The sequence below is a fragment of the Prosthecobacter algae genome (genome assembly GCF_039542385.1).
Lineage (GTDB): Bacteria > Verrucomicrobiota > Verrucomicrobiia > Verrucomicrobiales > Verrucomicrobiaceae > Prosthecobacter > Prosthecobacter algae.
This window is the reverse complement of sequence record NZ_BAABIA010000007.1, coordinates 26,205-51,497: the sequence shown is the minus strand read 5'-3', so window position 1 is coordinate 51,497 and position 25,293 is coordinate 26,205. Positions and strand designations below refer to the sequence as shown.

Here is a 25,293-nt window from a genome sequence, read left to right as displayed (position 1 = left end):
GGATCAGGGCTTCTTGGGCTCTTCGGCCTTGGTTTCGGCAGGCGCAGCGCTGGCAGCAGGGGCGTTTTTGTTGAGCTCAACGACGATCTGGTCGGTCACGTCAACGGCGTCCTTGTAATAGATGAGCACAGGCACAGTGGAGAGGCTCATGCCGGACTTGTCGAAGATGAAATCGTAGCCTTCGGTCTTGGCCTTGTCGCGGACGACGACGAGGATTTCGTCGTAGATGCCACGGCGGATCTGCACGTCTTCCTGCTTGAGCTGGGAGGAGCGGCGGTTCTGCTGCTCGCCGATTTCCTGCTCGAGGGTGCGCAGTTCTTTGGCCTTCTCATCAAACGAAGCCGCCTTTTTGGTGCGGGCATCCTGGGTCATGATCGGATCGCTGGCTTCCTTTTTCAGCTTCTGCATGTCCGTCATCAGATTCTTATAAACGGCCCAACGGTCGTTCATTTCCTTCTGAGCCTTGTCCACGTTGGACTTGAACTTTTCTGCCGCTTCCTTGGTCTTGTGGAACTCGGAAAAGGCTTTGGACATGTCCACGACGCCGAACTTGAGGTCGGCGGCGCTGGCGAGGGTGAGGCTGGTAGCAAGGAAGGCTAAGGTCAGAAGACGGATCATAGAGAAGGAATAAGATGGATCGAAGAGAGGTTTTGTTCAATGCGCCTGGGCGCAGATTAGAATTTGTAACCCATGTTGAACTGGAAGCGCGGGCTGTCGCCAGTGAAGTCGTCCTTCACGAGGGGCAGGCCGAGATCGAGGCGGATAGGGCCGACAGGGAGGAACATGCGCAGGCCGATGCCGATGTTGGAATAGACTTCGCCATCGCCAACGATAGGACCGCCGTTCTTCACGCCGCCAGTGGTGGCATTGGTGGCGGTGATGTCTGTGGAGACATAACCGACATCGTAGAACACGGCACCGCGGACTTTCTCGATGATCGGGAAGGAGTATTCGATGCTGGCGTAGAGGGAGACATTGCCGCCGATAGGCTCACCAGTGCTGTCCTTCGGACCGGCTTCACGATAGTCGTAACCGCGAAGGTTGTTGGCACCGCCGAGGAAGAGGCGCTCGAAGATTGGCACGTCGGAGCTGGAAGTGCCGGAGTTGCCCCAACCGTCTACAAAACGGGCCATACCTTCAAAGCTGAGGATGGTATCGCCTGGGAGGGAGAAGAACTGCTGGCCGCCGATGTTGCCGCCCCAGACTTCCACATCGCCACCGAGACCAGAGGCCATGAGGCCGGCTTCGAACTTGTGACCTTTGCGGGTGATGAAGACGCTGTCGCGGGTGTCATGCACGAAACCGAAGTCCACCTTGCTCTGGATGAACTCGCCGTCTTCGTTGCGGATGAGCTGGCTCGGGTCTTCGTCCTCCTGGACGTTCAGATCAATGCTCTGAAGGGTGTAGGTGGTTTCGAAGTAGGCGTTTTCGCCGATGGGCTTGCGCAGGCCGAGGGAGAGCCCGGCGTTGGTCTGCTCGTAACGGTCAGCCTGGGAGAGGTAGAACATGTTGCGGTAGAAGAGCTCGGTGGTGAAGGCGAGCTTCTGGCCGAGGAACCAAGGCTCCGTGAAGGAAAGGTTGAAGTCCTGGCGGCGTGGGCCGTAGCGGATGTTCATGTTGAAGCGCTGACCTGCGCCACGGAAGTCACCCCAATCGGAGATGTCGAAGTTGGTCTGGGTGACGTCGATGAAACCGACGATGCTGTCGATGGAGCTGAAGCCTGCGCCGAAGTTGACAGAGCCGGTGGGTTTCTCGGTGACGTTGACTTCGATGTCCTTGAAGCCGTCCACTTCAGTGGAGACTGGGCGGACGGTGAGGGGATTGGCCTCGCCTTTGGTTTCGAAGTAGTTCAAGTTTTCCAGACGGGTCTGGGCGGTTTCCATCTGGACGGTGTTCAACTCGTCGCCAGGGGAGAAGGGAAGTTCGCGGCGGATGACTTCATCCTTGGTCTTCATGTTGCCGCTGATGTTGACTTTGCGGATGAAGGACTTGGTGCCTTCATAGACGCTGTAGGTCACGTTCAGCTTGGCCGGGCCAGCATCGGAGAGGCGTGTTTCGACGCGGGCGTCGGCATAACCACGGGAGCCATAGTAGTCCTGGATCATCTTCTCGTCACCGCGAACGTCGCTGCCGGAGTAGGGGAAGCCTGCCTCGGTAAGGATGGCAGGGGTCAGTTCGTCCTGGGAGAAGATGGTGATGCCTTCGATGGCGACGGCGGCCACTTCATACTTGGTACCTTCGGTAATTTCAAAGACGAGGGCCACCTTGGTGTCGCTCTCGGCTTCGCGGCGGTAGCCGACCTTGACATAGACGTAGCCTTCGTCCTGGTAGGCCTGCTCGATCTTGCGCACGTCTTCGAGGACGGCCTGGTTGTCGAGCTTGCCAGCCTTGCCCCAGAGACGCCAGAAGGTCTTTTCCTTGGAGCTGAGCTTGGACTTCAGAGTGCGGGAGCTGATGTTGTCGTTGCCTTCAAAGCGGATGTCGCCGATGAGGCCGCGGCCGCCTTCTTCGATTTTGAAGAGGACGGTGGAGAAGCCTTCCTTGGTGGAAGGGGAGACGTCGTAGGTTACGAGGACATCGGAGAAGCCCTTCTTCTGGTACATTTCCAGGATCTTCTGCTGGGCGGCGCTGAGCTTGGCGTCATCCACAGGATCTCCCACCTTCACTTCGATCTCTTTGCGAAGCTTGTCATTGTCAAAGGCGGCGTTGCCGAGGAAGCCGAGTTCGCCAATGCCGCCACGACCGGAGATGGTGACGACGACTTTCACACCGCCAGCCACGTTCACGGCCTGGATGTCCACGTTTTCCACGGCACCGGTGGCGTAAAGGGTGCGCAGGTCGCGCTCCACGGATTCATCGGTGTAGGGTTCGCCTTCACGGGTGGACATCTGGGCGCGGACGCGGGCGGGATCCATGGTGGCGGCACCTTTAAAAACAACATCCACCTGACGGACGATCCGGCGGCCTGCAGCGGCTGGGGACTCCAGCGAAACCTGGGCGTGGCTGCCGACCGAGGCAAAGGTGACGAAGGCGGCGACCAGGAGCGGACGCAGGGCGTTTTGGGGAGAAGAGAGGACTCCGTGGATCATAGCGACGTGAGAGGTGTTCGGGAGAAGGACTGATGACCCCCGGCCTAAAGAGCAGGGAGTCGCGCAGTAATGCTGACCTTCACAAGGGGCGTCAAGGTGTAAAAACAGGTTTGCTCTCTTAGTTCCATAAAAGGTTTCATAAAAAAAGCCCGCCGAGTCCGGGGGGACAGCGGCGGGCCAGGAGAGAAAAAAGTGTGTTTAAGGGCTTAACGGAACAGTTCGCGGAAGAAGCCACGGGTCTCTTTGCGGGCGTTGTCAGTCCAGTTCCAGGTCTTGCGGGCGGCGCGTTTCACGGCGCGGGCGGCGCGTTCGCCTTCGTCTTCAGGAGTGCCAGCGGTGCTTGGGACGCGGGGGGACCAGTCCTGGAAGGAGACGGCACCAGTTTCAGCAGAGACGACGACGAAGCCGACCTCGTAGCCGGTTTCGTCCTTCAGGGCCATGCCCCATTCGGGGGTGCCGGTCTCGCTGTTGGTGGCGAGCTGGTAGTCAATGCTGACGAAGGTGGTCTGGGCGAGGGCGGCAGACTTGGCGGCGACGACGCGGGCATCGGCGCTGCGGTAGCGGAGTTTTTTGAAATCCAGCGGGCGGGTGGGCACACGGTCCAGGATGCGGGTGCCGGCACCAGCGGGGGAGGCCTTCCAAAAAGCGCCATCGAGTTTCACGGAAATGCGCAGCACGTCCTCGGGGCGGAAGGCATCGCGGGAGTAGGCGGTCCACTCGGCGGGCTCGGCGGTGGTGCCGGTGCCTTTGAGGAGGAGGATGCTTTCCGCCGTGGCGGTGCCGAAGCTCTGGGCGACGGCGACGGGGATCTCAGGATTGGCCTGGAGGCCGGAGAGGCCTGCAAGAAAAAGGAAAGATAGAGATGAAAGGATGGTTTTCATGGTCGTAGAATCATAGGAACGCTGGCAAAATGAATCAAGACAGGTTTCTTCAACTGAACATCTCTGTTTTTTCCTGCTTGCGGCTGCTGCCTGTGTCCTGATAATGCGCGCCCCCGAATCACCACCCAAATGAGCGCCGCCGCCCCCCACGAATCTTCCTTTGAACAGGCCATGGACCGCCTGGAGGAAATCGTGGCGCTGATGGAGGGGGACCGAATGCCGCTGGATGAAATGGTCTCCAGCTATGAGGAAGGCATGGGCCTGCTGAAGGTCTGCCGGCAGAGGATCGAGGTGGCGAGACGCCGGATCGAGATGATCACGGCCGATGCCGAGGGCAAGCCTGCGCTGGCCCCGTTTGATCCTGCTGCGGTGGCCGAAGTGCCGGAGGAAAAGGCCCGGCCTGCCGCTCCGGTCCGCAAAAAGAAGCCTGCCGAGGCTGAAGAAGACACTGACGACATCCGACTTTTCTGACACCACGTGGATACCACCCTGCCCGCCATCACTTGCCCTGCTGATCTCAAAGCCCTGCCGCTGGAAAAACTTCCAGAGTTGGCTGAAAAGATCCGTGCCACTCTGATCGAGACCCTGAGCCAGACGGGAGGCCACCTCGGTCCCAATCTGGGCGTGGTCGAGCTCACCCTCGCTCTCCATCGCGTGTTTGATACGCCGAAGGACAAATTTGTCTTTGATGTGGCCCACCAGGGTTACGTCCACAAGATGCTGACGGGCCGCTGGGACAAGATCCACACCATCCGCCAGTATGAGGGCCTCAACGGCTTCCTGCTGCGCAGTGAGAGCGAGCATGACTGCTATGGGGCTGGCCACGCGGGCACGGCCCTGGGGGCGGCGCTGGGCATGGCCACGGCGCGTGACCTGAAGGGGACGGATGACCATGTGGTCTGCGTCTCTGGCGATGCGGCCTTCACCTGCGGCCCAGTCTTCGAGGCGCTGAACAACATCTCCTCCCACACGAAGCGCCTGATCACGGTGCTGAATGACAATGAGTGGAGCATCGACAAAAACGTCGGTGCCATCGCCAAGTATTTTAACACCATCGCCACGCACCCGGGCTTTGCCAACCTGCATGACAAAGCGGCGAAGTTTGTGGAATTTGTCCTCGGTGGCGGTGCTCGCAAGCTGGCGGAACGCGTGGAAAATTCGGCCAAAGGTCTGCTGCTGCCGCAGAGCGAAGGCGCGCACAATCGCAGCACGCTGTTTGAGGAGTTCGGCATTCGTTATTACGGCCCCATCAATGGACATGATCTGCCTTTGCTGATCCAGACCTTTGAGTTCCTGAAGACGCAGAATGAGCCGGTGATCCTGCACATCCTGACGGAAAAGGGACGTGGGTACAAACCGGCCCTGGAAGATCCGGGCAAGTTCCACGGCCTGGGCAAGTACAACATCGAAACCGGTGAGGTGCAGGCCACGGACAAGCCGACGTATTCGCAGATCTATGCGCGCACGGTCACAGACTTTGCCAAGGAGGATCAAAAGATCGTGGCCATCACGGCGGCGATGCCTGGTGGCACGGGCCTGATGGCCTTCAAGAAGGAGATTCCGGAGCGCTACTTCGACGTGGGCATTGCCGAAGAGCACGCGGCTCTTTTTGCCTGTGGCATGGCGGTGCAGGGCCTGCGCCCTTTCCTAACCATTTATTCGACCTTCATGCAGCGTGCGGTGGACATGATCCTGCATGACATGGCCATCCAGCACCTGCCAGTGCGCCTGTGCATGGACCGTGGCGGCCTCAGCGGGGATGACGGCCCGACTCACCATGGCCTGTTCGACATCGCTTACCTGCGCGGCATTCCCGGCTTGGTGCACATGCAGCCGAAGGATGAAGATGAATTTGTGGACATGCTGTGGACGATGGCCAACTACGACAAGGGGCCGATCGCCATCCGCTACCCTCGTGGCAACGGTCCGGGCGTGAAGCCGAAGGCGAAGCCGCATCTCCTGGAAATCGGCAAGGCCGAAGTGGTGGCCGATGGCAGCGACGTGGCCCTCATCGCCCTGGGCGACATGTTTGCCACGGCTGAACTGGCGAAGAAGGAGCTGGAGGCCAAGGGATACTCCGTGGCCCTCATCAACCCGCGCTGGATCAAGCCACTGGACAATGCCGTGATCGAAACCTACGCCAAAAAGGTGAAGGTGGTGTGCACGCTGGAAGACCACGTGCTGATGAACGGCTTTGGCTGTGCGGTGATTGAGCAGCTCTCCACCGCTGGCATCACCACCCCGGTGGTGCGCATCGGCTGGCCGGATGAGTTTGTGGAGCACGGCACCCCGGCGATCCTGCGCCAGAAGCACGGCCTCACGGTGGAAAACACCGTGGCGAAAGTGCTGAGCAAGCTGGCCTGATCGGCCTTTTGTTCTGAGAATGTTTTGAAAACCGCTGCCGGAAAACGGTAGCGGTTTTTTTGTGGGTGGGTGAAGGCTCTCTCGACGGTGGAAAGGCCCCAAGGATCGGGACTTGCCCAGTCCTGGGGTTTGGAGGTGTTGGGGGGCTGAGCTTGGAGGAGCGGGGTGGACTTTTTTTGACAGGATTGACTATCCTGCAGGCGCGGGAAAGATTAACAAGAAGTGTGGTAAGGGGGTGAACGAGGGCGGGTGAGGTTTCGCCCCGACCACCCGCTGGCGCGGGCAGCTACGTACTGTGGCTGCGCCCGCCAGCGGGTGGGGTTTGGGGGAGTGAACGATGGTGCGGCCTGTGGGTGTTGCATCCATGGTTAGGCCAGATGGATGCCGTATCATTTACACGCCATCTTTTTGTCATTCTCTGGGAAACGGGCTGGAGGGTATGCGGAAGTTCAAAGGCCGGGACTTGGCAAGTCCCGCTCCTTGGGGTGTTGGGGAAGCTCGGAAATTGATGAGCGTGCGAAATCGCCAGAGGAATGGCGCAATTTAGGATTCTTTGTGGTAGTGTGGCTGCGCCCGCCAGGGTGTGGGAGGGCGGCAGGTTCTTTGAGGTGGATTGACCGAACGAGGCCGGGTGCGAGCTAAAGCTCGGGATTACTTTGACTTGGATTATCGGGCCTGCCAGCTTCGCCACATCACGCCCCAGAGCAGAATGGGCACTCCGGCGCTGAGGGCCAGGGCCCAGGCGGGGCTGGCGTGGCCCAGGTGACCGATGGCCGCGAAGGCAAAACCGAGGGGCAGGGAACCGCAGGCCAGGGACAGGACAAAGGTGCGCCAGGGCATGCGGGCGAGGCCCGCCAGGCAGGCCACGGCCTCCGGCAGCACCGGGGCCCAGCGGGAGAGGGCCACCACCCAGCCGCCGCGCCGGGCAAAGAAGGCCTCGCCTTTCGCCAGCCCCGCCTCCCCGGCGATCCAGCGTGCGGCGGGCCGCCCCAGGCCCCGGCACAGGGCATAGGCCAGCAGGCCGGATAAAAATGAGCCCGCCGCCGCGATGAGGCCGCCCCAGGCCCAGCCATACATCCAGCCTAGGGCGGACATGACGACGGTACCGGGGATGGGCAGCACGATGTCGCTCACCAGCAGGGCCATGCCCGCCGCCCAGGCCCAGTGCCCATACTGGCCCAGCCAGGTGCGGGTGCCCTCCAGGCTCAGCGCCTGGTCAAAGGCCGCGCCCCAGACCAGGAAGGGCCCGATGATGCCGATGAGGATGAGCAGAATGAGAGCCCAAAAAGCGCCTGGGCCGCGAGGTGACGTCATCCCACATGAAGGCCCGCATTTCCCAGGGATGCAAGGGGGCGCTGTGGGGCGGGCAGTTGGCTGCGGCCTCATTCATCATTTGCCATCTGGCCGTTTCGGGTCATTCGTATCGAAAGACATGTCCTGCAAAATTGACCCCGCTCTGCACACGGAAAAAAAGCCCGACTGGATCCGTGTGAAGCTGCCCCGCGACCCCGTTTTCTGGAGCACGAAATCGCTGATTTCTGATCTGAAACTGCACACCGTCTGCGAGGAAGCCCAGTGCCCGAACCGCTGGGAATGCTGGAGCCAGGGCACGGCCACCTTCATGATCGCTGGGGACCGCTGCACCCGCGCCTGCGGCTTTTGTGCCGTCAAGACCGCCAAGCCTTTCGCCCTTGAGGCCGATGAACCCCAGCGCGTGGCCCAGGCCACCAAACGCCTCGGTTTGAACCACGTCGTTATCACTGCGGTCGCCCGCGACGATGTGAAGGACGGCGGTGCCGAGCACTTTGCCCGCACCATCGAGGCTGTGCGCGAGGCCGTACCGCACATCACCATCGAGATCCTCGTTCCTGACTTCAATGAGAAGGAAGACTCGCTGGATGTGGTGATGCGTGCTCGCCCGCACATTTTCAATCACAACCTGGAAACCGTCGAGCGCCTGACCCCCCTCGTCCGCAGTCGCGCCCAGTATCATCGCAGCCTAAAGGTGCTGAAGCGCGCCAAGCAGATCTCGCTGGACCTGGGCACCAAGTGCGCCACCAAGAGCGGCCTCATGTTGGGCCTCGGCGAAACGGAAACAGAACTGTTCCAGGCCATGGATGACCTGCTGGAGCACGACGTCACCGTGCTGACCCTGGGCCAGTACCTGCGCCCCTCTCCGCAGCATCTCCCCGTCATCGAATACGTGCATCCGGACACCTTCGAGAACTACAAAGAGATCGCCCGCAAAAAAGGCTTCCGCCACGTCGCCAGCGCCCCGCTCGTCCGCAGTTCCTACCACGCCGCCGACTTCAAGCCGGAGCTGGATGTGGAGTAGAGGGGAGTATTCCTGCAGCTTGCGTCGGGGCGTTGAGGTGGCCGTTTTCTTGCCAGATTTCCTTTGTTAGGCGACGGATGCCCACGATTGGTTCCACAGGTTTTCCGAAGAGCGTTGTTCAACGAAAAATGGTGGACTTCATCAGTGCCCACAAGGCTGAGTGGTTTGAGTTCGGGTCTCTAATAGCAAGCTCTTACGGTGATGCTTTTGTAATCTTCTGGTCCTGTATCCAAGTTGTCAATTTTTGGCACCGCCCACAAAACCATGATCATCCTCAGTGAGTCATCCCCCCAGTTGCCGGATTCGGCCAGCTTGAGAGACCTTATTCGTTCTACTGAGGCGGCGCGTCTTGCGGGGTGGCTGGTGTATCACATTCCGGGGGATTTGCCACCGGGCGTCAGTGCGGATGATGCGCTGTGGCATGTCCCTGTTCAGCCGGAAATCGTCGTGGGCTTGTGGACCGGCTACATTCCACTGCCTGAACATTACGAGGAAATTTATCAGGCGGCCTATGCTAGAAACATTCGTCTAGTGAATGCGCCAGATCAGTTTCGGCGGGCAGAGGAGTTTGACCAATTTTATCCCTTTATCGAGGATCTGACCGCCAGGAGCGAATGTGTGGCCGATGTATCGCACTGTGAAGCTGCTGCCCAAAGAATTGGTTATCCCGTCTTTCTGAAGGGCACTGTACAATCCCTGAAATCGGATGGCATCGGGTCCTGCGTGGCGCATGCGCCGGAAGAACTGAAAGTGATCGCTGGCAAAATCATGTCTGGACACCGAAGATCTTTGGGCAAAGTGATCGTTCGTGAGCTGCTGGATTTAAGATGCAGCCGAGTGGGCCCGGGCGAATTTCCATTGGGGCGCGAATACCGGGTCTTTGTCTATGACCGCGAGATCGTAGGCCTGGGATATTATTGGGAAGGGGAGGATGATCTGGCGGAGTTGCAGCCCGATGAGCGCAAGCTTGTCGAGCATCTGGCTTTGGAGGCCGCAAGCCGCTTGGGCGTTCCGTACATCGCTGTGGACATCGGGCAAAAACAAAACGGTGACTGGATCGTCATCGAGGTGGGCGATGCGCAGTTTTCGGGCTTCAGCCAGATCCCCATTCAGGAGCTTTGGGCACGGTTGACAGCACGGATCGAAGGGAAGTCTCTCCCATGACTGATAAGAAACCTGAGTCCTTTGCACTTGCGCCGGAGCAAGGTTGGCCAGGGTTTGTCCGCAGTTCAGAGGTGGTTCGCCCACTTGTCTCTGATTTTGGGCTGTGCAGTTCGTCCGTTTCTGATAAGACTGGAAAACACTGTCCCTGATCCAATCACACGTTATGCCTGATCCCTCTGATTCTAATCCTCGGTCCTTGATGCTGGGGCTGGCCCTGGTGGGTTTGCTGGTCACGGGCCTGGCCGGGGGTGTGCATGCGTTTCTTTCAGGGTCGCCTTTTGGGCTTTGGGCCTCGGTGGGGGCCTTTGGTTTTCTGGCGCATCTGCTGGCGAAACAGAACCGGGTTTGATTCCCCTGAAGTCTGGGCTGGTCAGCGGGCGGAATTTGGGTTTTTATGATGGCTCTGATGCCGCCTTGCCGGGTCTTTTTAGATCCAGGAGGCTGCGTTGCTACGATCCCTTTCCGCCATGTCTTCGACGCATTCTTTGAACTCTGTGGTCAGCACCGGGCGTGTGCTGCCAGCCAGTCCCCAACAAGTGTTTGCCGCCTTTCAGCAGCCGGATCGGCTGGCGCAGTGGTGGGGGCCGGAGGGATTTACGAATACGTTTGAGCGGTTCGAATTTGAGCCGGACGGCCAGTGGGTCTTCATGATGCATGCGCCAAATGGGGCGAACTATCCGAATGAGAGTTTCTTCCGGGAGATCGTGCCGGATGAGAAGATTGTGATCGAGCATGTGGTGAAGCCGTGGTTTCGGCTGACGGTGACGCTGACCCCGCAGGGGGAGCAGACGCATCTGGCCTGGGACCAGGAGTTTGAAAGCCCGGAATTCGCCGAGCGGATGCGGTCGCTGAGTGACACGGCCAATGAACAGGTGCTGGACCGGCTGTAGGCGCTGCTGGCGAGTGAAAGCTGAGGTGGCCTAACCAAGTGTTTTGCAGCAACATCCCATCCATCGAAGGAAACATCATGAAAGGCACCGAGACAAAAAGGAAGCTGCCGGCGCAATTGCGTGAGGAGTTGCTGGCCACGCTGGAGGCCCGTTTTGAAAAGAACCTAAAGCGCCATCCGGGGCTGGAATGGGCCCAGGTGAAGGCCCGGCTGGAAGCGAAGGCGGAGAAGCTGTGGTCCCTGCATGAGATGGAAAGTACGGGCGGTGAACCGGATGTGGTGGGGCACGATGCGAAGACGGGGGAGTATGTCTTTTTCGATTGCTCGGCAGAGAGCCCCAAAGGCCGTGTGAGTTTGTGTTACGATCGCGAGGCGTTGGATTCACGGAAGGAGCACAAGCCCAAGGACAATGCGGTGGACGTGGCGGCGGCCATGGGCATCGAGCTTTTGACTGAGGAGGAGTATCGGGATCTGCAGAAGCTGGGCAGCTTCGATATGAAGACCTCGAGCTGGGTGCAGGCCCCGGCGGACATCCGCAAGCTGGGCGGTGCCCTCTTCGGCGACCGCCGCTTTGGCCGCGTCTTCATCTACCACAACGGCGCGCAATCTTATTACAGCGCGCGCGGCTTTCGTGGTTCGCTGAGGGTGTGAGGGGGAAGTCGCAACCTATCCTTTGATATGAAGCCTGCTGTTTTGAGAAGCCTTGTGGCCTATGATTTAAAGACCGAGCGTGTCCATCATGAGCAGGAGTTGGTGGATCTGGATGTGGCGGCGGCGGGTCGGTTGCTTGGGAGTTCTGCGGAGGATCCAGAGCTGTATGATGTGTATCGGGTGCAGGTGGCCGAGGCTGGCTTTTTCTCTTCCTGGCTGCCTTCATCCTATCTCTTCGATTTTGATCTCTTCGACTATTTTCTGGAAACCCGGCAGGAAGCGTGAAGGTTGGGATCTTCTGACATTAACCTCACCATGACTCCGCCCGCTTTTCAACGACGAACGAGGTATTTGTTAGGCCTGACGGTGTGCTGGGTGTTCTTTGCGCTTTTGAAGGTGTATGATCGTTACGATGGCATCACTTCGATCATCGGTGCGCCGATTGTGGCCACGGTGCTGACGGTGCTGGTGTTTCCGGCGGTGGTGCTGCTGGGGCAGGGGCTGCGATTTCGCGCCCTGGGGCGGCGCTGGTATGGGAACCCGAAGGTGGCCGTGCTGCTGCTGACGGTCTGCCTGGTGCTGCTGCTCTATGGGGAGTCCATGGGGCTGACCCACACGGTCTATGATGAGGTGGATGAGGAGACGTTTTCGCGGCTTCCTGCGATGGTGGGCATCCCTGCTTTCCTGGGGTTCCTTTTTGCGGTGACGTATTGGCCGGGACGGCAGGTGGCGGAAAAGTAGAAAGACGGAAAGTGGAAAGCTGAAATGATGAGGAGGGGTGGGCTTGAAGCTTGGCGAATTCGTGTCAGCTTTGGGCCACGCGATGCCATCTGATTACGAATGTAAAAAATGCCGACTCAACTTCACGGTTGGGTGGTTTCATTATCATGACATGAGTTCCGGGTATGGTGCAGAGACGATGCTTGTGTGTAACGATTGCGGGACGGTTCACCGGATGGAGCATCCAATCACTGATGCGATGCCAGAGATGCTGAGTGTGCAGGCAGGCCCTCTTGTGGCTCAGGCGGGAGATTCGCCAGCTTGTGGGCCTAACTATCACAAATGGCGAGGGCGAGTGCCGACGAAAGGACTGGAAACGCATGAGCTCAGTTGCCTGCACTGCAAAGCAGCGAACTCGCTTCGTCATGACTGGCCTGAACTTGGCGCTCCTTGCCCAGCATGCGGGGAAGTGATTGAAAATTCTGGAAGCTTTTGGATAACTTAGCGGGCGACCATGGGAGAGGCGCATGACTGGCGAGCGAGCATGAAAGACACCCTTCATCTTCGATGTGTGATCCAGGAGAATGCGCGGGGCATCAATCAGATGCACGAACGCATTCATGAGACCTTTGCATGAAGGGGCGAGGGGCGTGAGGCCTGGGAGGCGTGGAGCTGTGCCTGTGCGGAATTTAGGCGGGAGTATGAGGCGCTGGCTTTTCCGGGCGGCTTTGAATCGGGATTGAAGCGATTGGAGGCGGGGGAGGAGAGGTCCATCGAGGAGGCTCTGGCTTTTGTGGAGGTGAGACCGTATTTCTTTCGTTCGCAATATATGCATCAGAAACTGGTGCCGCGTCTCAAACGGGCGGTGTTGTCGTCACGGCAGGCGGAGAGGTTTCAGGCGGTGATGGAGCGGCTGCGGCGGCAGGGGTGGGGCTAGATCGGTCTAACCAAAGGTGAGGCGTGGTTGTGGGATGGTTTGTACGGATCGAGTACAAAGCGTCTTGAAGCGAAGCTGAGGTGTGAGTTCGTCACCTTCATGGAATAGAGTGGCGGCTGCGCCGCATCATTTTTCGGCTTGCGGAGAGGTGCGAAGCCGCGAAGCGAATCTCTGCGCCCCCCTCGGTCGGTGGTGCTGGAAGAAAAAGATACTTCTCATTCTCTTTTTTAAGTTTTAGAAGATTGGGTAATTCCTGATTCCTATGGAAACCGATCCCGAAATGATTCCCCCTGTGAGCAAAGGCCGTGATCTGGCGCGGGTGGGGGCATGGCTGCAGGTGGGGCTGGTCATCGGGATGGTGATGACGGTCGGTGGCATGGTGAGGGCCTTCAGGCTCGTGGGGGCTGCGGAGGTGGCGGATCCGGCGAAATTGAGTGCGGCGATCGGTGAGGTGCTGATCTATATCATGGTGGGGGTGGTGATGTCTCTGGTGGGTGCTGTGCTGATGCTGGTGGCGGTTTATTCATCGGGCTACCGCGCGCAGTGGCTGTTTTGGATGCTGCTGGGACTGGGGGTGGTGTATGCGCTGGCTTTTCCGGTGGGCACCGTGGTGGGCGCGGTTTTGATCATCACGGCGCTGGCTAAAAACCAGGAGTTGCTGGCAGAGCCGAGAAAGCCGCAGGTGCGCCAGCGGCTTGGGTGAAGGTGGGGTGGCTTTCTTGTGCGTGTGGTTGTCGCGTCGCTGCTGCGTTAGGCTGTGCAGGAGCCTACTTTGATTTTACTTTTTCTTGGTCAGCAGCTCCCGCAGGATCATGTTTGGAAATCGCCTGCTGGGGGTGATGGCGTAGAAGGTTTCTTTGATTTGGGGAAAGTGGTGCCTTTCCACCAAGGTGCCGTTTTCCAGCTCGTCTTTGACCACGACAGGGGGCACTAGGGTGACGCCTTGGGTTTCACGGGCCATCAGTCGCAGCATAGCCATATCATCCACTTCCGCAGCGATGATGGGGCGAATCCCTGTTTGATCCATCAGCACATCAAAGGCTGTGCGGATGCTGCTTTCGAGGCTGGGGAGCACGATGGGGGTTGTTTTTAAATCGTCGGGAAAACGAAAGGGTTTCATCCTCCGGGTTTTGTGGCCGACGAGGCTGACCGACTGCTGATCCAGGAGATGGCTGTGCCAACCGGTTTCTGCGTCGCGACGCACGGGCGTGTTGGAAAGGACGACGTCTAAGGTGTGATTCTGGAGCTGCACCAAGAGTTCCCGCAACGTGCCGGAATGGATGATCAATTCCACTTCCTCGCGCCCGATCAAAGGGCGAAGAAAGGTGAGCTGGAAATTGCGCGAGAGATTGGCCACGGCGCCCACTCGCAGGAAGCTGCGGCTGCGGCTGGCGCGGTTTTGAAGGAGGTCGGCGAGCTCCTCGCCGCTGCGGAAGATGGAGTCTGCATACTCCAGGGCGATGCGGCCAGACTCCGTCAGCACTAGGGCTTTGTGTTTACGCTCAAAGAGGGGCTGGCCGAGATTTTCCTCCAGGCTGCGCAACTGCACGCTGAGTGCGGACTGAGAGATTTTCAAATGCTGGGCCGCCTTCGTCAGGCTGCCCTCGGTGGCAATGGCGCGGAAGTAACGAAGGTGGTGGTAGTTTAAGAAAGACATGAATTCATACTTTTAGCAAAACGAACGATAAATGCAAAAACATGAATTGGAGCGAAGTGAGATTTTGCGAGAGAGCTTGGCCGTCACTTCACCTCACCTTATCTTATGCAGCACCTTGCCCTATCGTTTCCTCACTTGGTCCAATGTCCTGAATGGTTTGCGCTGATTTTACTTTTTATCATGGCAGCGTTCCTTGTTCTGATGCGGGAGGGACGACAGGCTGCGGAAGGGGCGGCGTTGCTGGCAAGGATTTATTTTGCAGGGGCTGTGGTATTCGTGGGCATGGTGCTGCTGGCAGGTCCGATGCGGATTGAAATCGCAGCCTACGGCCCTGCGAAGCTGGCGCTGCTGATGGATCCCCTTTCAGTCACCCTGTTGGCACTCGTCAGTTTTCTGGGGATGGTGGTGACGCGCTTCTCCATCCATTATCTGGATGGAGATCCCGGGCAGGCGAGGTTTTCACGCTGGCTTGTTCTAACTCTGAGCTGTGTGCTGATGTTGGCAGTGTCGAGCAACCTTCTCATGTTCACTTTGGCATGGATCGGGACGAGCCTGTGCTTGCATCAGTTACTTGTATTCTACGATGAGAGGCCAGGGGCTTTGCTGACTGCACGGAAGAAGTTTTATCTCAGTCGGCTGGCGGATCTATGCATGCTGGGTGCGCTGGTGCTTGTCTGGCAGGGGTATGGCACCTGGGAGTTTCATGAACTATTTGCCAATCCTGTGGGGCCACACCCGGGTGCCGTCGCCGGGTTGTTTGTGGCTGCGGCTATGCTGAAGTCTGCCCAGTTTCCCTTTCACTCCTGGTTGCCAGACACGCTGGAGACACCGACACCCGTCTCTGCACTGATGCATGCGGGCATCATCAATGCGGGAGGTTTTCTCATCGTGCGGTTAAGCCCGCTGATCATCCAGTCACCTGCGGCGCTGAATCTGCTCGCTTTCACGGGTGCCGTGACGGCTCTGCTGGGCTCGGTGGTCATGATGACACAGACGAGCATTAAAAAGTCGCTCGCATGGTCAACCGTGGCGCAAATGGGCTTCATGATGTTGCAGTGTGGACTGGGGGCCTTTGTCCTGGCGATCATGCATCTGGTGGCGCACTCGCTTTATAAAGCCCATGCGTTTCTCAGCAGTGGAAGTGTGGTTGGCATGGTCAAGTCCGCCTGGACTCCGGTGGGCAGGCCTGCTGCACATCCCTGGGTCATTCTCGGTTCGCTGGCTGCGGCTGGCGTCATCGGGGCAGGGGTGGCCATTTCACCGGGGCTGAAGGTGGAGACGGACCCTGGGCGGTTGCTGCTGGTGGTTGTCTTTATCATGGCCTTGGCCCATCTGCTGTGGACTCTCTGGAGCAGCAGCCTGAGGCGGGTGCTGGTGGTCCGGGGATTGTCCCTGGCGATGGCGGCCATGGTGGCTTGCTTCGCCATCCACGGAGTGTTTGAGAAGTGGCTCCATACGACTGTGCCCGCCTATATGCCGCCGCGTGGGGCTCTGGAATATGGGATGATGGTCCTCATGGCCCTGTTCTTCCTGGCGGTGCTCCTCCTCCAGACACAACTGCCCGCCTGGGGCACGCACCCGGCCATGGCGCGTCTCTATGTGCATGCCAGCAACGGATTTTACCTGGGGGCACTTTTCAATCGGCTCATTCAAAAAATCATCGCCTAACTCCTCTTCATGAACACCACGCTCAATCCTATGACGACCTCTTCTAAAACTCTCTGTTCATCCAGCCTAACCACCGCCGGCAAGTTGGTCTGGCTCAACCAGGCGCGCAGGGCCTGCAAGCGCATTCCACCTTTGTGGCCGCTGCAAAGCTTCGTGGCGGTGAACCCGTTTGTCGGCCTCACGGATCGGCCCTTTGTCGAAGTGTGTGAGCTGATGCATCGGGTGACCAAGGGTGGCATGCTGATGAGTGTGGAATACTTCCGCGAGCAATTTGCCAGTGGGAGAATCTCCTCACGTGATGTGGAGGAGGCTGTGGCGCGTTCGGATTCGGAGCTGACGACGGCACAACTTCTCGCCTGGTTGAAGGAACCGGAGATGGATCCGGAGGTTGGCATCCCAACTTTGGCTGATATCGCCACGGCATGCGTGAAGAAAAACTGGAGTGACCTCGTCACGGAGGAAGTATCCAAGTGGTGTGCTTCCTATTGTGACGAAGGCCAGGCGGCCTGGCGCATGCCCTGGAAGAACCAACCTCTCTACACGGCTTGGAAAAAGGCCTACACAATTGATGCCACGCCGAAGTTGATCGGCTTTGGTGAGATTCATCAAGTCCTCGGCGAGCTGCCGGACAAGGCCTGTGAGGCCATCCCTGTGATGCTCGATACTCTGGCGATCCATGCTGATAAAGTGGAGGACTATCTGCATCGGCTGCTGATGACGCTGCCTGGGTGGAGTAGTTACTTGCAGTATCAATCAGGCAAGCAGGTGATGTGTGAGAATGCTTTGTTAGACCTGCTGGCCATCCGGCTGGTCTTTGAGGTGGCCTTGCTGAAGCAATTCAAATCCCGTGACATCCATGAAAAATGGTTTCATGCCCTGACTGGGGTGAAGCCTGGGGCGGGGTGGATGACCCAGAAGCAACTGCTGTGGCATTCGGCCCTGGAGATCGGCTTTCAACGGCAGCTTTGTGGCCAACTAAAAAAGGCAGCCCAGGACGGGATGCCGCCAGGAAAGGTCCGCCCCGCCGTCCAGGCGGTCTTCTGCATTGATGTGCGCTCTGAGGTCATGCGCAGGTCATTGGAATCCGTCTCTGCCGAAGTGGAGACCTTGGGTTTTGCGGGTTTCTTTGGGATGCCTATCGAGCACGTGCCCCTGGGGCATCGGCATGGGGAATCCCGGCTGCCAGTGCTGATCGCGCCAAAATATCGCGTGAGGGAGCAGTCAGTGTGCGCGACGCCTGAGGAGGATCGCCTGGTTCGCCTCAAGCAACAGATGGCCAGACGGACCTCACATTCGTGGAATGCGTTTAGAACGTCTGCGGTGAGCAGTTTCAGCTTTGTGGAGGCTGCGGGAGTCAGCTATGCGTGGCACTTGCTGAGGGACAGTTTTCAATGGGGCCCCCGGCAGGACAAGACGAAAGGGAGCTGCTGCACGGAGTTGGCCCTACATTCGCCCAAAAGTCTGCCGGACCATCCTCGGGATGCTTCCTTCAAGGCGGGGGGGATCCCCTGGGATGATCAGGTGCAGCTCGCAAAGGCCGCACTGAAAAACATGGGGCTGACGGAGAACTTTGCCAGGTTGGTGGTGCTTTGTGGTCATGGCAGCAATACGACCAACAATCCGTATGCAGCGGGGCTGGATTGCGGTGCGTGCGGAGGTCATGCAGGGGATGTGAATGCACGCGTTGCGACGATTATCCTGAACCAAGCTCCCATTCGCAGGGCTTTGGAAAAAGAAGGCCTTTTCATTCCTTGCGACACTTACTTCGTCGCGGCTCTCCACGATACGACCACGGATGAAGTTAGGCTGTATGACACGGAGAAGGTTCCGCCCTCCCATGAGGTGGATGTGCAGCAACTCCGGCTTTGGTTGGCGGATGCGGCACGGCACTGCCGCGGTGAACGCGCCCCTAGTCTAGGCATCCATGAGAAGGAGGGCATTCATGTTGAAAACCTCATCATCGACCGCAGCCGCGACTGGTCTCAGGTGCGGCCTGAATGGGGCCTGGTAAACAATGCGGCCTTCATCGTGGCTCCGCGTGCCCGCACACAGGCGCTGAATCTCCAAGGCCGGGTCTTCCTGCACAATTATGACCCCAAAAGCGACAGCACAGGTAGCACGCTCGAACTCATCATGACAGCGCCCATGATCGTCACGAGCTGGATTAACCTCCAATACTACGCCAGCACGGTGAACCATCGTCTCTGGGGGAGCGGCAGTAAGGTGACCCACAATGTGGTGGGCACCTTTGGGGTTCAGCAAGGGAATGGGGGTGATTTGCAATCGGGGCTGCCCCTGCAAAGCCTGCACAATGGGGAAGCCTGGATGCATGAGCCGCTGCGTCTCAGCGTCTTCATTGAAGCACCCCGCGCTAACATTGAGCATGTCCTAGCCAAACACGAGAATGTGCGGCAGCTCGTCGACCACGGCTGGCTTCATCTCTATGCCCTGGAAGACGAGGGAAGAATGATTTCCCGCCGGGACCAGAATGGTGACTGGGAAAGGGTCTGAAGTCGGCTGTGCAGGCTGAATGGAAAGGGCGAGGGACGCATTCGTTTTCATTCGGCTTGCCACCCCCAGCCGCGAGTGGAAAGGACGCAGTGACCATGGACACAGACTTTTTCAAAGACAAGAAGCGCGAGGTTGTCGCGTCGCTGCAGCGTTATGCCTCGCAGGAGCTGGACTGTGAGCTGGGGGACATCCAGGCGGGGCATCTGCTGGAGTACATCCTGAAGGAGATCGGCCCCTTTGCCTACAATCAGGGGGTGGAGGATGCGAAGGCGTACTTTGCCAGCAAGGTGGAGGACCTGGCGGGGACGTGCTTTGAGGAAGGGCTGACGTACTGGCACAAGGGCGCGCCGGGAAGCCGACAGGTGCGGCGGAAGCCGTGAGGGGGTGAATGATAGCGCTTGTGGCAGATTTTCAGTAGGCAAGTGCCGGTGGGAAGGAGTCTCTATTTTTTCGTGATTGTCGGGGGCGTGGGGATTCGTTATGCAAGGTCCATGCATCGTCCGCTGCTACTTGTTTTTTCCTTGGCCACCCTGGCTTCCGCTCAACTCCGCCCGGATGGGGCCACGGCCTCGTTCCGGGGCAGCCTGCCGCCAAAACCGGTGGCGGCGCTTTCCGCCGAGCAGGAGGCAGGGATCGAAAAGGAGCTGGCCGAGGTGACGCAGGCCTTCCAGGCGGTGAAAAAGCATGAGCGCGCGGCGGATGCGGACATCTTTCTAAAGGCGGTGAGCTATGCGCTGGATTTTGATGAGTGGTATGACAAGAAGGCCGAGGACGGCATCAAAAAGGCGACGGCGTTGCTGACGGAGGCGAAGACGCGCATCGCCGCGCTGAAGGCGGGCAAGACACCGTGGATGGACGGCAGCGGGCAGAAGGTGCTGGGCTTTTACTCGGCCATCGATGGCAGTGCGCAGCCCTATGGGGTGGAGGTGCCGGAGGGGCTGGAATATGGCCCGGGCAAGAAGGCGGTGCCGATGTGGATCTGGCTGCATGGTCGCGGGGATACGGCCACGGATCTGCACTTTGTTTATAGCCGCCTGAATGCGAAGAAACCGGGCCAGTTTCAGCCGAAGGGCACGATTGTGATCCATCCTTTTGGCCGTTACTGCAATGGCTGGAAGAGTGCGGGGGAGACGGATGTGTTTGAGGCGCGGGATGATGCGAAGGCCCGCTTTAACGTGGATGCGAACCGCATCGCGCTGACGGGCTTTAGCATGGGCGGGGCGGGGGCCTGGCACATGGGGGCGCACTTTGCGGACCAGTGGGCCTGCGTGCATCCGGGGGCGGGCTTTGCGGATGTGAAGCGCTACCAGAAATTGACGCCGGACAAGTACCCGGCCTGGTATGAGCAGAAGCTGTGGGGCGTGTACGATGTGCCGGACTACGCGCGCAATTTTTGCAATGTGCCCCTGGTGGTGTACAGCGGTGAGAACGACACCCAGCGCGATGCAGCGGCCTACATGGAGGGCATCCTGAAAAACGAGGGGCTGACGATCCCGCACCTGATCGGCCCGGGCATGGGCCACAAGTATCACCCGGAGGTGATCAAGGAAGTGCAGGCAAAGATCGAGGCGGCGGTGGCGAAGGGCAGGGACCCGATGCCGAAGAAGGTCACTTTCCAGACGAAAACACTGGGGTATAACAAGATGTTTTGGGTGGAAATCCTGGCGCAGGAGAAGCCGTGGGAGGATACGCGCGTCGATGCAGAAATAGGCGACGATGGGACCCTGCGCGCGACCACCAAGAATGTGGCGTCTTTTTCACTCAGCCCGGATGCGAAGGTCGCGGGCTATGAAATCGACGGGCAAAAGCTGAAGGGTGGACGGACCTTTCTCCGGAATGCCCAGGGGGAATGGAGAACGCAATCCAACAAGGAGAGCAAAGAAAGCACGGTGTGGCTGAAGCAAGCGGGCCAGAGCGGGCCCATCGAGGAACCGCTGAAGCGGCCTTTCCTGGTGGTGCTGCCTGAGGGCGACTCTGCCTCGCCGGAAATCACGACGTGGGTGAATGCGGAGTCCAGCCACTTCCTCACTCGCTGGCGCAGCCTGATGCGCGGCGATGTGCGGGTGAAGAAGGCGGCGGCGGTGACTCCTGATGACATGCTGCGTTACACACTGGTGCTGTGGGGCGATGCGGTCTCCAATCCCCTGGTGGCGAAAGTGCTGCAGGCTGGCAGCACGAAGAAGCTGCCCTTTTCCTGGACCCCGGATCAACTGGTGCTGGGCTCCCACTCCGTGGATGGTCGCACGCATGTGCCGGTGATGATCCGCCCGAATCCCCTGGAACCTCGGGGCAGTGTGATCCTGAATTCGGGCCTGACCTTCCGGGAAGCGCATGACCGGACGAACTCGCTGCAGAACCCGAAGCTGCCGGACTGGGCCATTTTGGACATCACCCAGGCCCCGAATGCGGAGAGCGCGGGGAAGGTGGTGGCGGCAGATTTCTTTGATGAGTTCTGGCAGGTGAAGGCGGCCAAGTAGGGGCGGAGGCTTTGGGGGCTTGGTTGGGCACGCAAAGACGCAAAAAATTCAGGTCCTTAGCGTCTTTACATGAGTCCTCCTGGTGATAGCGCTGGCGGAAGGGCTTTATCTCTTACCAAACCTCTTTTTGCCATTGTCTGGGAGGGCTTAGAAAGGGGGCGGGTTTGTTCGGTCTGCTGGTGTCTAGCCTTTAGGCGATCTGGAGAAGGTCCGGCAGGTCATTGAGTCGCCTAAAGGCTAGACACCAGCAGAGCTGGCGAGGGCGGAGTGGTAGGCCGACCCAAAGTTTGAGCCCAAGGAGCGGGACTTGGCGTGTCTCGTGGTTTGAGGGGCTGGGGAAGCTCGGGGTATGAGGGGGAGGGAGTGGGATGCTGCGCATCCAGTGCTTTACGATGCGGAGAGGAGTCTCCGCGCTCCCCTCGGGGTCGTCGGGGAAGCTCGGATGCGGGAGAGCTTTCGAAAGCGCCAGAGGACTGGCGCACTCCAGGACGCTTTGCGGCTTCGGGGTGGGAAAACGGTTTCCCGCGAGACGCGTGAAACGGCAGGCGGGACGCCCGCGCTCCATGCTGCGGACGGGGGAGAAAAAGGGGGCGGCGGGGAGCGGTTGTGCAGGTGTGTTTTTCTGCGTGTGGAACGTGGGTGGGGAAAAACTTGTGGAACGCCCGATTTCAGGGGGCTGGGCCGGGTTTTTTGCAGGGCGAAAATGGGGCGGTGAAAAATCGTGTTTTTTTCGTCAAAATTCCTTGGCAGGAGGGGGCAGCTTGCTACCCTGAAAATCTCCCCATCGAGCACGTTTCTGAAGCGGGTTTTTGGACAGACTCAGGCGATGGAACAACGACCACTTTTATGCCAGACGAAATCATTGAATCCATTGATTCAAACTCCACCGCTGTAGCTGCTGACCAGGCCTACGGTGCCGACCAGATCCAGAAGCTCGAAGGGCTGGAAGCTGTCCGCCTCCGCCCTGGCATGTACATTGGCGATCCGGATGAGCGCGGCCTGCACCACTGCGTGTTCGAAGTCGTGGACAACTCGATCGACGAGCACCTCGCGGGCTATTGCAAAAACATCTGGATCAGCATCCACACGGATGGCTCCATCAGCCTGCAGGACGATGGCCGCGGCATCCCGGTGGAAATGCACCCGAAGGCGGGCATCCCGACGGTGGAGCTGGTGCTCACCAGCCTGCACGCGGGCGGCAAATTCGGCGACGGTGCGTATGAGTTTTCCGGTGGTCTCCACGGCGTGGGTGCCAAGTGCGTGAACGCCCTTTCGGACTGGTTTAAGTGCGAAGTTTTCCGCGATGGCAAGATCTACGCGATCGGCTTTGAGCGTGGCAAAACGACGGAGCCGCTGACGGTCCTGGGCGATCTGGACGATCCGAAAACGACGGGCACGAAGATCTCCTTTTACCCGGATGCGACGATCTTTACCCTGACGACGGTGTTTGTGTTTGAGCGCTTGCTGGTGCGCCTACGCGAGCTCGCTTTCCTGAACCCTGGGATCCGCATCACGCTGACCGATGAGCGCGGTGAGACGGAGCGCCAGGAAGTGCTGTTTTACCAGGAAGGCGTGAAGCAGTTCGTGCGTGAACTGGGCGCGGACAAGGACAAGATCCACCCGGATGCCATCGCGCTGGCCGGTCGCCGTGAAGTGGTCATTGATGACAAGAACAAGTTCATCCTGGTGGACTGCGTGTTGCAGTGGAACAAGGGGCTGAACGAGCAGACGCTGTGCTTTGCCAACGCCATTCCGAACCCGGACGGCGGCACGCATTACAGCGGCCTGAAGGCGGCCCTGACCCGTGCGGTGAAGGCCTACATCAACACCAATCCGAAGAGCTTCAAGGACAAGCTGCCGGACATCGAGAGCGATGACTGCCGCGAAGGCCTGATCTGCGTGCTGAGCGTGAAGCTGCCGAACCCGCGCTTCAACTCCCAGACGAAGGTGAAACTGGTGAACGGCGAGGTGGAAGGCGTGGTCAGTTCCATCGTTTATGAAGGGCTGATGCGCTTCTTTGACGAGACGCCGGAAATCGCCGTCACGGTGATCAACAACATCATCATCGCGGCGAAGTCCCGCGAGGCGGCCCGCAAGGCCCGTGAAGCCATCCGTAAGGATGCGATGAGCAGCGGTGGCCTGCCCGGGAAACTGGCAGACTGCTCCGAACGCGACCCGTCGAAGACCGAGCTGTTTATTGTCGAGGGTGACTCTGCCGGTGGCTCTGCCAAAATGGGCCGCAATCGTCACAATCAGGCCATCCTGCCGCTGCGAGGCAAGCTGATCAACACGGAGAAGGCCCGCCTGGAGAAGGTGCTACAGAACAAAGAAGTGCAGACCATGATCACTGCCATCGGCACCGGCATCGGTGGCGACAGCGAGGTGGAAGGCTCCTTCAACATTGAGAAGCTGCGCTACCACAAAATCGTTATCATGACCGATGCCGACGTGGACGGCTCCCACATCCGCACGCTGCTGCTGACGTTCTTCTTCCGCCAGATGCCGGAGCTGGTGAAAGGCGGCCACATCTACGTGGCGCAGCCGCCGCTTTACCAAGTGACGCGCAAGAAGCGCGAGGAGTACGTGCAGGACGATGCGGAGATGGACGCGATGCTGCTGGAAATGGGCTCGGGCGAAATCAGCCTGCGCAACATTTCCGATGGCAGCACGGTGGCGGATGAGCGCCTGCAGGCCATCCTTGAGCAGCTCGTTCCAGTGGCCAAATTTGCCGACATCATCCGCCGTCACGGTGGTGATTTCGAGGCCTACCTTCAGGCCCGTGATGAGGTCTCCGGCAACCTGCCGCACTACCTCGTTTCAATCCGCGAAGGCAACGAGGCAAAGATTCTCTATTTCCTTGGCAATGAGCAGCTCGCTGCCTTTGCCCGCGAGAACAATGACCTGCATCTCTTCGGCAAGCCTGAGGTGGATCCGGATGGCAACGGCGCCGCCGCACCGAAGGCGCATCGCCGCGCCCGCCTCATCGAAATTCACGAGGCTCACGGCATGAAAAAACGCTTCCAGCAGCTCGACGAACTGGGCCTGCATGTGGATCATTTCAGCAGCCAGGACAAGCCTCTCTTTGAGGTCATCGAAGGCGACGGCGACCACGCCAAAGTCCACCCGGTTTTCAGCATCCCCGGCATCCTCGACAAGGTGATGGAGATCGGCAAACGCGGCATGGAAATCAAGCGCTTCAAAGGTCTGGGCGAAATGAACGCCAAGCAGCTTTTCGAGACCACGATGGACCCGACCAAGCGCACGCTTTTGCAGATCAAGCTCGATGAATCCAACGCCCAGGAAGCCGAACGCATCTTCACCATTCTCATGGGCGATGTGGTGGAGCCCCGGAAGCATTTCATCGAAGAGAATGCGCTGAATGTGCGGAATTTGGATGTGTAAGGGAAGTCAAGAGTCAACGGTCAAGGCTGGTCAAGCGGCCAGCCATCGGTGACTCAAAACTTGATTAGCATGGCCACTGTCGATCTCACAGAACTTCGTGTTTACCAACTCGCGATGCGGGTTGGGAGCGATGTGTGGTCGATTGTAAACGGCTGGCCCTGGTTCAGCAAACAGGCCCTTGGATTGCAGTGGGTTCGTGCGGCGGATTCCATCGCTGCCAATATCAGCGAGGGCTATGGTCGTTTCTCCTTCAAGGAGAACGCCCGGTTTTGCTATTACGCCCGAGGTTCCCTTCGCGAAACGGAGACTTGGCTGGCCAAGTCTTTTGAGCGGGCATTGGTCCCTCAGCCCTTTGACCTGGACCTGCCCATGAAGCTCGACGCTTTGCGCCGGCAACTCGACAACTACATTCACTCACTCGGACGGTCTTCTGCCTCCACACTCAGCGAAGATCCTCCTCACGATGGTTCTTCGTTCATTGAACTTCCTCCTCTGGAAGAATTTTTAGCCCAATTCGATTCGTCAGCCTCCTAACTTTTCTACCGGCC

At 59.0% G+C, this 25,293-nt stretch carries 21 protein-coding genes; 16 read left to right on the top strand and 5 right to left on the bottom strand.

What is annotated here, in order from left to right; all coding sequences use genetic code 11:
- Positions 1 to 3: 3 nt before the first annotated feature.
- The 3 genes from ABEB25_RS16675 to ABEB25_RS16665 all read right to left on the bottom strand — a co-directional run bounded on the left by ABEB25_RS16675 (position 4) and on the right by ABEB25_RS16665 (position 3,970).
- Positions 4 to 618, bottom strand: coding sequence for an OmpH/Skp family outer membrane protein (locus ABEB25_RS16675; RefSeq protein WP_345737563.1), 615 nt, complete (start codon positions 616 to 618; stop codon positions 4 to 6).
- A 56-nt stretch (positions 619 to 674) separates the two neighbouring features.
- Positions 675 to 3,089: an outer membrane protein assembly factor BamA gene (gene bamA / locus ABEB25_RS16670; protein WP_345737562.1), complete on the bottom strand. Its 2,415-nt coding sequence runs from the start codon at positions 3,087 to 3,089 to the stop codon at positions 675 to 677.
- A gap of 206 nt (positions 3,090 to 3,295) precedes the next feature.
- The gene (locus tag ABEB25_RS16665; protein WP_345737561.1) at positions 3,296 to 3,970 is read right to left on the bottom strand and encodes a hypothetical protein; all 675 of its coding nucleotides are present in this window, start codon (positions 3,968 to 3,970) and stop codon (positions 3,296 to 3,298) included.
- 129 nt (positions 3,971 to 4,099) lie between these two features.
- Between ABEB25_RS16665 and xseB the strand changes: the two genes are divergently transcribed.
- Positions 4,100 to 4,441 carry an exodeoxyribonuclease VII small subunit gene (gene xseB / locus ABEB25_RS16660; protein ID WP_345737560.1) on the top strand — a complete coding sequence of 114 codons (342 nt, stop codon included), beginning with the start codon at positions 4,100 to 4,102 and terminating at the stop codon, positions 4,439 to 4,441.
- A gap of 6 nt (positions 4,442 to 4,447) precedes the next feature.
- Positions 4,448 to 6,334 carry a 1-deoxy-D-xylulose-5-phosphate synthase gene (dxs, locus tag ABEB25_RS16655; protein ID WP_345737559.1) on the top strand — a complete coding sequence of 629 codons (1,887 nt, stop codon included), beginning with the start codon at positions 4,448 to 4,450 and terminating at the stop codon, positions 6,332 to 6,334.
- A gap of 666 nt (positions 6,335 to 7,000) precedes the next feature.
- Here the strand turns inward: dxs and ABEB25_RS16650 are convergent.
- Positions 7,001 to 7,648: a TVP38/TMEM64 family protein gene (locus tag ABEB25_RS16650; RefSeq protein WP_345737558.1), complete on the bottom strand. Its 648-nt coding sequence runs from the start codon at positions 7,646 to 7,648 to the stop codon at positions 7,001 to 7,003.
- A 118-nt stretch (positions 7,649 to 7,766) separates the two neighbouring features.
- Between ABEB25_RS16650 and lipA the strand changes: the two genes are divergently transcribed.
- From lipA to ABEB25_RS16610, 8 genes are all read left to right on the top strand, one after another.
- Positions 7,767 to 8,669, top strand: a complete 903-nt coding sequence (gene lipA, locus ABEB25_RS16645) for a lipoyl synthase (protein ID WP_345737557.1) — start codon at positions 7,767 to 7,769, stop codon at positions 8,667 to 8,669.
- A gap of 264 nt (positions 8,670 to 8,933) precedes the next feature.
- Entirely contained in the window at positions 8,934 to 9,833 is a 900-nt protein-coding gene (locus tag ABEB25_RS16640) for an ATP-grasp domain-containing protein (protein ID WP_345737556.1), read from the top strand.
- A gap of 163 nt (positions 9,834 to 9,996) precedes the next feature.
- The gene (locus tag ABEB25_RS16635) at positions 9,997 to 10,182 is read left to right on the top strand and encodes a hypothetical protein (protein WP_345737555.1); all 186 of its coding nucleotides are present in this window, start codon (positions 9,997 to 9,999) and stop codon (positions 10,180 to 10,182) included.
- Between the two features lie 118 nt (positions 10,183 to 10,300).
- Positions 10,301 to 10,723, top strand: a complete 423-nt coding sequence (locus tag ABEB25_RS16630) for an SRPBCC domain-containing protein (RefSeq protein WP_345737554.1) — start codon at positions 10,301 to 10,303, stop codon at positions 10,721 to 10,723.
- 77 nt (positions 10,724 to 10,800) lie between these two features.
- Positions 10,801 to 11,373 (top strand): DUF4256 domain-containing protein, encoded by a 573-nt coding sequence (locus ABEB25_RS16625; RefSeq protein ID WP_345737553.1) that lies wholly within the window; start codon positions 10,801 to 10,803, stop codon positions 11,371 to 11,373.
- Positions 11,374 to 11,400: 27 nt separating this feature from the next.
- Positions 11,401 to 11,658 carry a DUF7683 domain-containing protein gene (locus ABEB25_RS16620; protein WP_345737552.1) on the top strand — a complete coding sequence of 86 codons (258 nt, stop codon included), beginning with the start codon at positions 11,401 to 11,403 and terminating at the stop codon, positions 11,656 to 11,658.
- A 30-nt stretch (positions 11,659 to 11,688) separates the two neighbouring features.
- Positions 11,689 to 12,114, top strand: coding sequence for a hypothetical protein (locus ABEB25_RS16615; RefSeq protein ID WP_345737551.1), 426 nt, complete (start codon positions 11,689 to 11,691; stop codon positions 12,112 to 12,114).
- A gap of 1,178 nt (positions 12,115 to 13,292) precedes the next feature.
- Complete coding sequence (locus ABEB25_RS16610; protein WP_345737550.1) at positions 13,293 to 13,733, top strand: hypothetical protein; 441 nt, start codon at positions 13,293 to 13,295, stop codon at positions 13,731 to 13,733.
- Between the two features lie 75 nt (positions 13,734 to 13,808).
- Here the strand turns inward: ABEB25_RS16610 and ABEB25_RS16605 are convergent, their stop codons facing one another.
- The gene (locus ABEB25_RS16605) at positions 13,809 to 14,687 is read right to left on the bottom strand and encodes a LysR family transcriptional regulator (protein WP_345737549.1); all 879 of its coding nucleotides are present in this window, start codon (positions 14,685 to 14,687) and stop codon (positions 13,809 to 13,811) included.
- A 180-nt stretch (positions 14,688 to 14,867) separates the two neighbouring features.
- Between ABEB25_RS16605 and ABEB25_RS16600 the strand changes: the two genes are divergently transcribed.
- The 6 genes from ABEB25_RS16600 (at position 14,868) to ABEB25_RS16575 (ending at position 25,279) form a co-directional block, all read left to right on the top strand.
- Positions 14,868 to 16,355, top strand: a complete 1,488-nt coding sequence (locus ABEB25_RS16600) for a proton-conducting transporter transmembrane domain-containing protein (protein ID WP_345737548.1) — start codon at positions 14,868 to 14,870, stop codon at positions 16,353 to 16,355.
- 9 nt (positions 16,356 to 16,364) lie between these two features.
- A complete protein-coding gene (locus ABEB25_RS16595) occupies positions 16,365 to 18,866 on the top strand; it encodes a YbcC family protein (protein WP_345737547.1) in 2,502 nt (833 codons plus the stop codon).
- A gap of 95 nt (positions 18,867 to 18,961) precedes the next feature.
- On the top strand, positions 18,962 to 19,246 hold the full coding sequence (locus tag ABEB25_RS16590; RefSeq protein ID WP_345737546.1) for a DUF2164 domain-containing protein: 285 nt from the start codon (positions 18,962 to 18,964) through the stop codon (positions 19,244 to 19,246).
- 111 nt (positions 19,247 to 19,357) lie between these two features.
- Positions 19,358 to 21,343, top strand: a complete 1,986-nt coding sequence (locus ABEB25_RS16585) for a prolyl oligopeptidase family serine peptidase (RefSeq protein ID WP_345737545.1) — start codon at positions 19,358 to 19,360, stop codon at positions 21,341 to 21,343.
- An 846-nt stretch (positions 21,344 to 22,189) separates the two neighbouring features.
- Positions 22,190 to 24,745 carry a DNA gyrase subunit B gene (locus ABEB25_RS16580; protein ID WP_345737544.1) on the top strand — a complete coding sequence of 852 codons (2,556 nt, stop codon included), beginning with the start codon at positions 22,190 to 22,192 and terminating at the stop codon, positions 24,743 to 24,745.
- A 69-nt stretch (positions 24,746 to 24,814) separates the two neighbouring features.
- Entirely contained in the window at positions 24,815 to 25,279 is a 465-nt protein-coding gene (locus ABEB25_RS16575) for a four helix bundle protein (protein WP_345737543.1), read from the top strand.
- The last annotated feature ends 14 nt before the right edge of the window (positions 25,280 to 25,293 follow it).

What these genes read in the sequence shown, in the direction of transcription:
- ABEB25_RS16675 (WP_345737563.1), bottom strand. Translation starts at nt 618, where the DNA reads ATGATCCGTCTTCTGACCTTAGCCTTCCTTGCTACCAGCCTCACCCTC.
- bamA (WP_345737562.1), bottom strand. Translation starts at nt 3,089, where the DNA reads ATGATCCACGGAGTCCTCTCTTCTCCCCAAAACGCCCTGCGTCCGCTC.
- ABEB25_RS16665 (WP_345737561.1), bottom strand. Translation starts at nt 3,970, where the DNA reads ATGAAAACCATCCTTTCATCTCTATCTTTCCTTTTTCTTGCAGGCCTC.
- xseB (WP_345737560.1), top strand. Translation starts at nt 4,100, where the DNA reads ATGAGCGCCGCCGCCCCCCACGAATCTTCCTTTGAACAGGCCATGGAC.
- ABEB25_RS16650 (WP_345737558.1), bottom strand. Translation starts at nt 7,648, where the DNA reads ATGACGTCACCTCGCGGCCCAGGCGCTTTTTGGGCTCTCATTCTGCTC.
- lipA (WP_345737557.1), top strand. Translation starts at nt 7,767, where the DNA reads ATGTCCTGCAAAATTGACCCCGCTCTGCACACGGAAAAAAAGCCCGAC.
- ABEB25_RS16640 (WP_345737556.1), top strand. Translation starts at nt 8,934, where the DNA reads ATGATCATCCTCAGTGAGTCATCCCCCCAGTTGCCGGATTCGGCCAGC.
- ABEB25_RS16635 (WP_345737555.1), top strand. Translation starts at nt 9,997, where the DNA reads ATGCCTGATCCCTCTGATTCTAATCCTCGGTCCTTGATGCTGGGGCTG.
- ABEB25_RS16630 (WP_345737554.1), top strand. Translation starts at nt 10,301, where the DNA reads ATGTCTTCGACGCATTCTTTGAACTCTGTGGTCAGCACCGGGCGTGTG.
- ABEB25_RS16625 (WP_345737553.1), top strand. Translation starts at nt 10,801, where the DNA reads ATGAAAGGCACCGAGACAAAAAGGAAGCTGCCGGCGCAATTGCGTGAG.
- ABEB25_RS16620 (WP_345737552.1), top strand. Translation starts at nt 11,401, where the DNA reads ATGAAGCCTGCTGTTTTGAGAAGCCTTGTGGCCTATGATTTAAAGACC.
- ABEB25_RS16615 (WP_345737551.1), top strand. Translation starts at nt 11,689, where the DNA reads ATGACTCCGCCCGCTTTTCAACGACGAACGAGGTATTTGTTAGGCCTG.
- ABEB25_RS16610 (WP_345737550.1), top strand. Translation starts at nt 13,293, where the DNA reads ATGGAAACCGATCCCGAAATGATTCCCCCTGTGAGCAAAGGCCGTGAT.
- ABEB25_RS16605 (WP_345737549.1), bottom strand. Translation starts at nt 14,687, where the DNA reads ATGTCTTTCTTAAACTACCACCACCTTCGTTACTTCCGCGCCATTGCC.
- ABEB25_RS16600 (WP_345737548.1), top strand. Translation starts at nt 14,868, where the DNA reads ATGGCAGCGTTCCTTGTTCTGATGCGGGAGGGACGACAGGCTGCGGAA.
- ABEB25_RS16595 (WP_345737547.1), top strand. Translation starts at nt 16,365, where the DNA reads ATGAACACCACGCTCAATCCTATGACGACCTCTTCTAAAACTCTCTGT.
- ABEB25_RS16590 (WP_345737546.1), top strand. Translation starts at nt 18,962, where the DNA reads ATGGACACAGACTTTTTCAAAGACAAGAAGCGCGAGGTTGTCGCGTCG.
- ABEB25_RS16585 (WP_345737545.1), top strand. Translation starts at nt 19,358, where the DNA reads ATGCATCGTCCGCTGCTACTTGTTTTTTCCTTGGCCACCCTGGCTTCC.
- ABEB25_RS16580 (WP_345737544.1), top strand. Translation starts at nt 22,190, where the DNA reads ATGCCAGACGAAATCATTGAATCCATTGATTCAAACTCCACCGCTGTA.
- ABEB25_RS16575 (WP_345737543.1), top strand. Translation starts at nt 24,815, where the DNA reads ATGGCCACTGTCGATCTCACAGAACTTCGTGTTTACCAACTCGCGATG.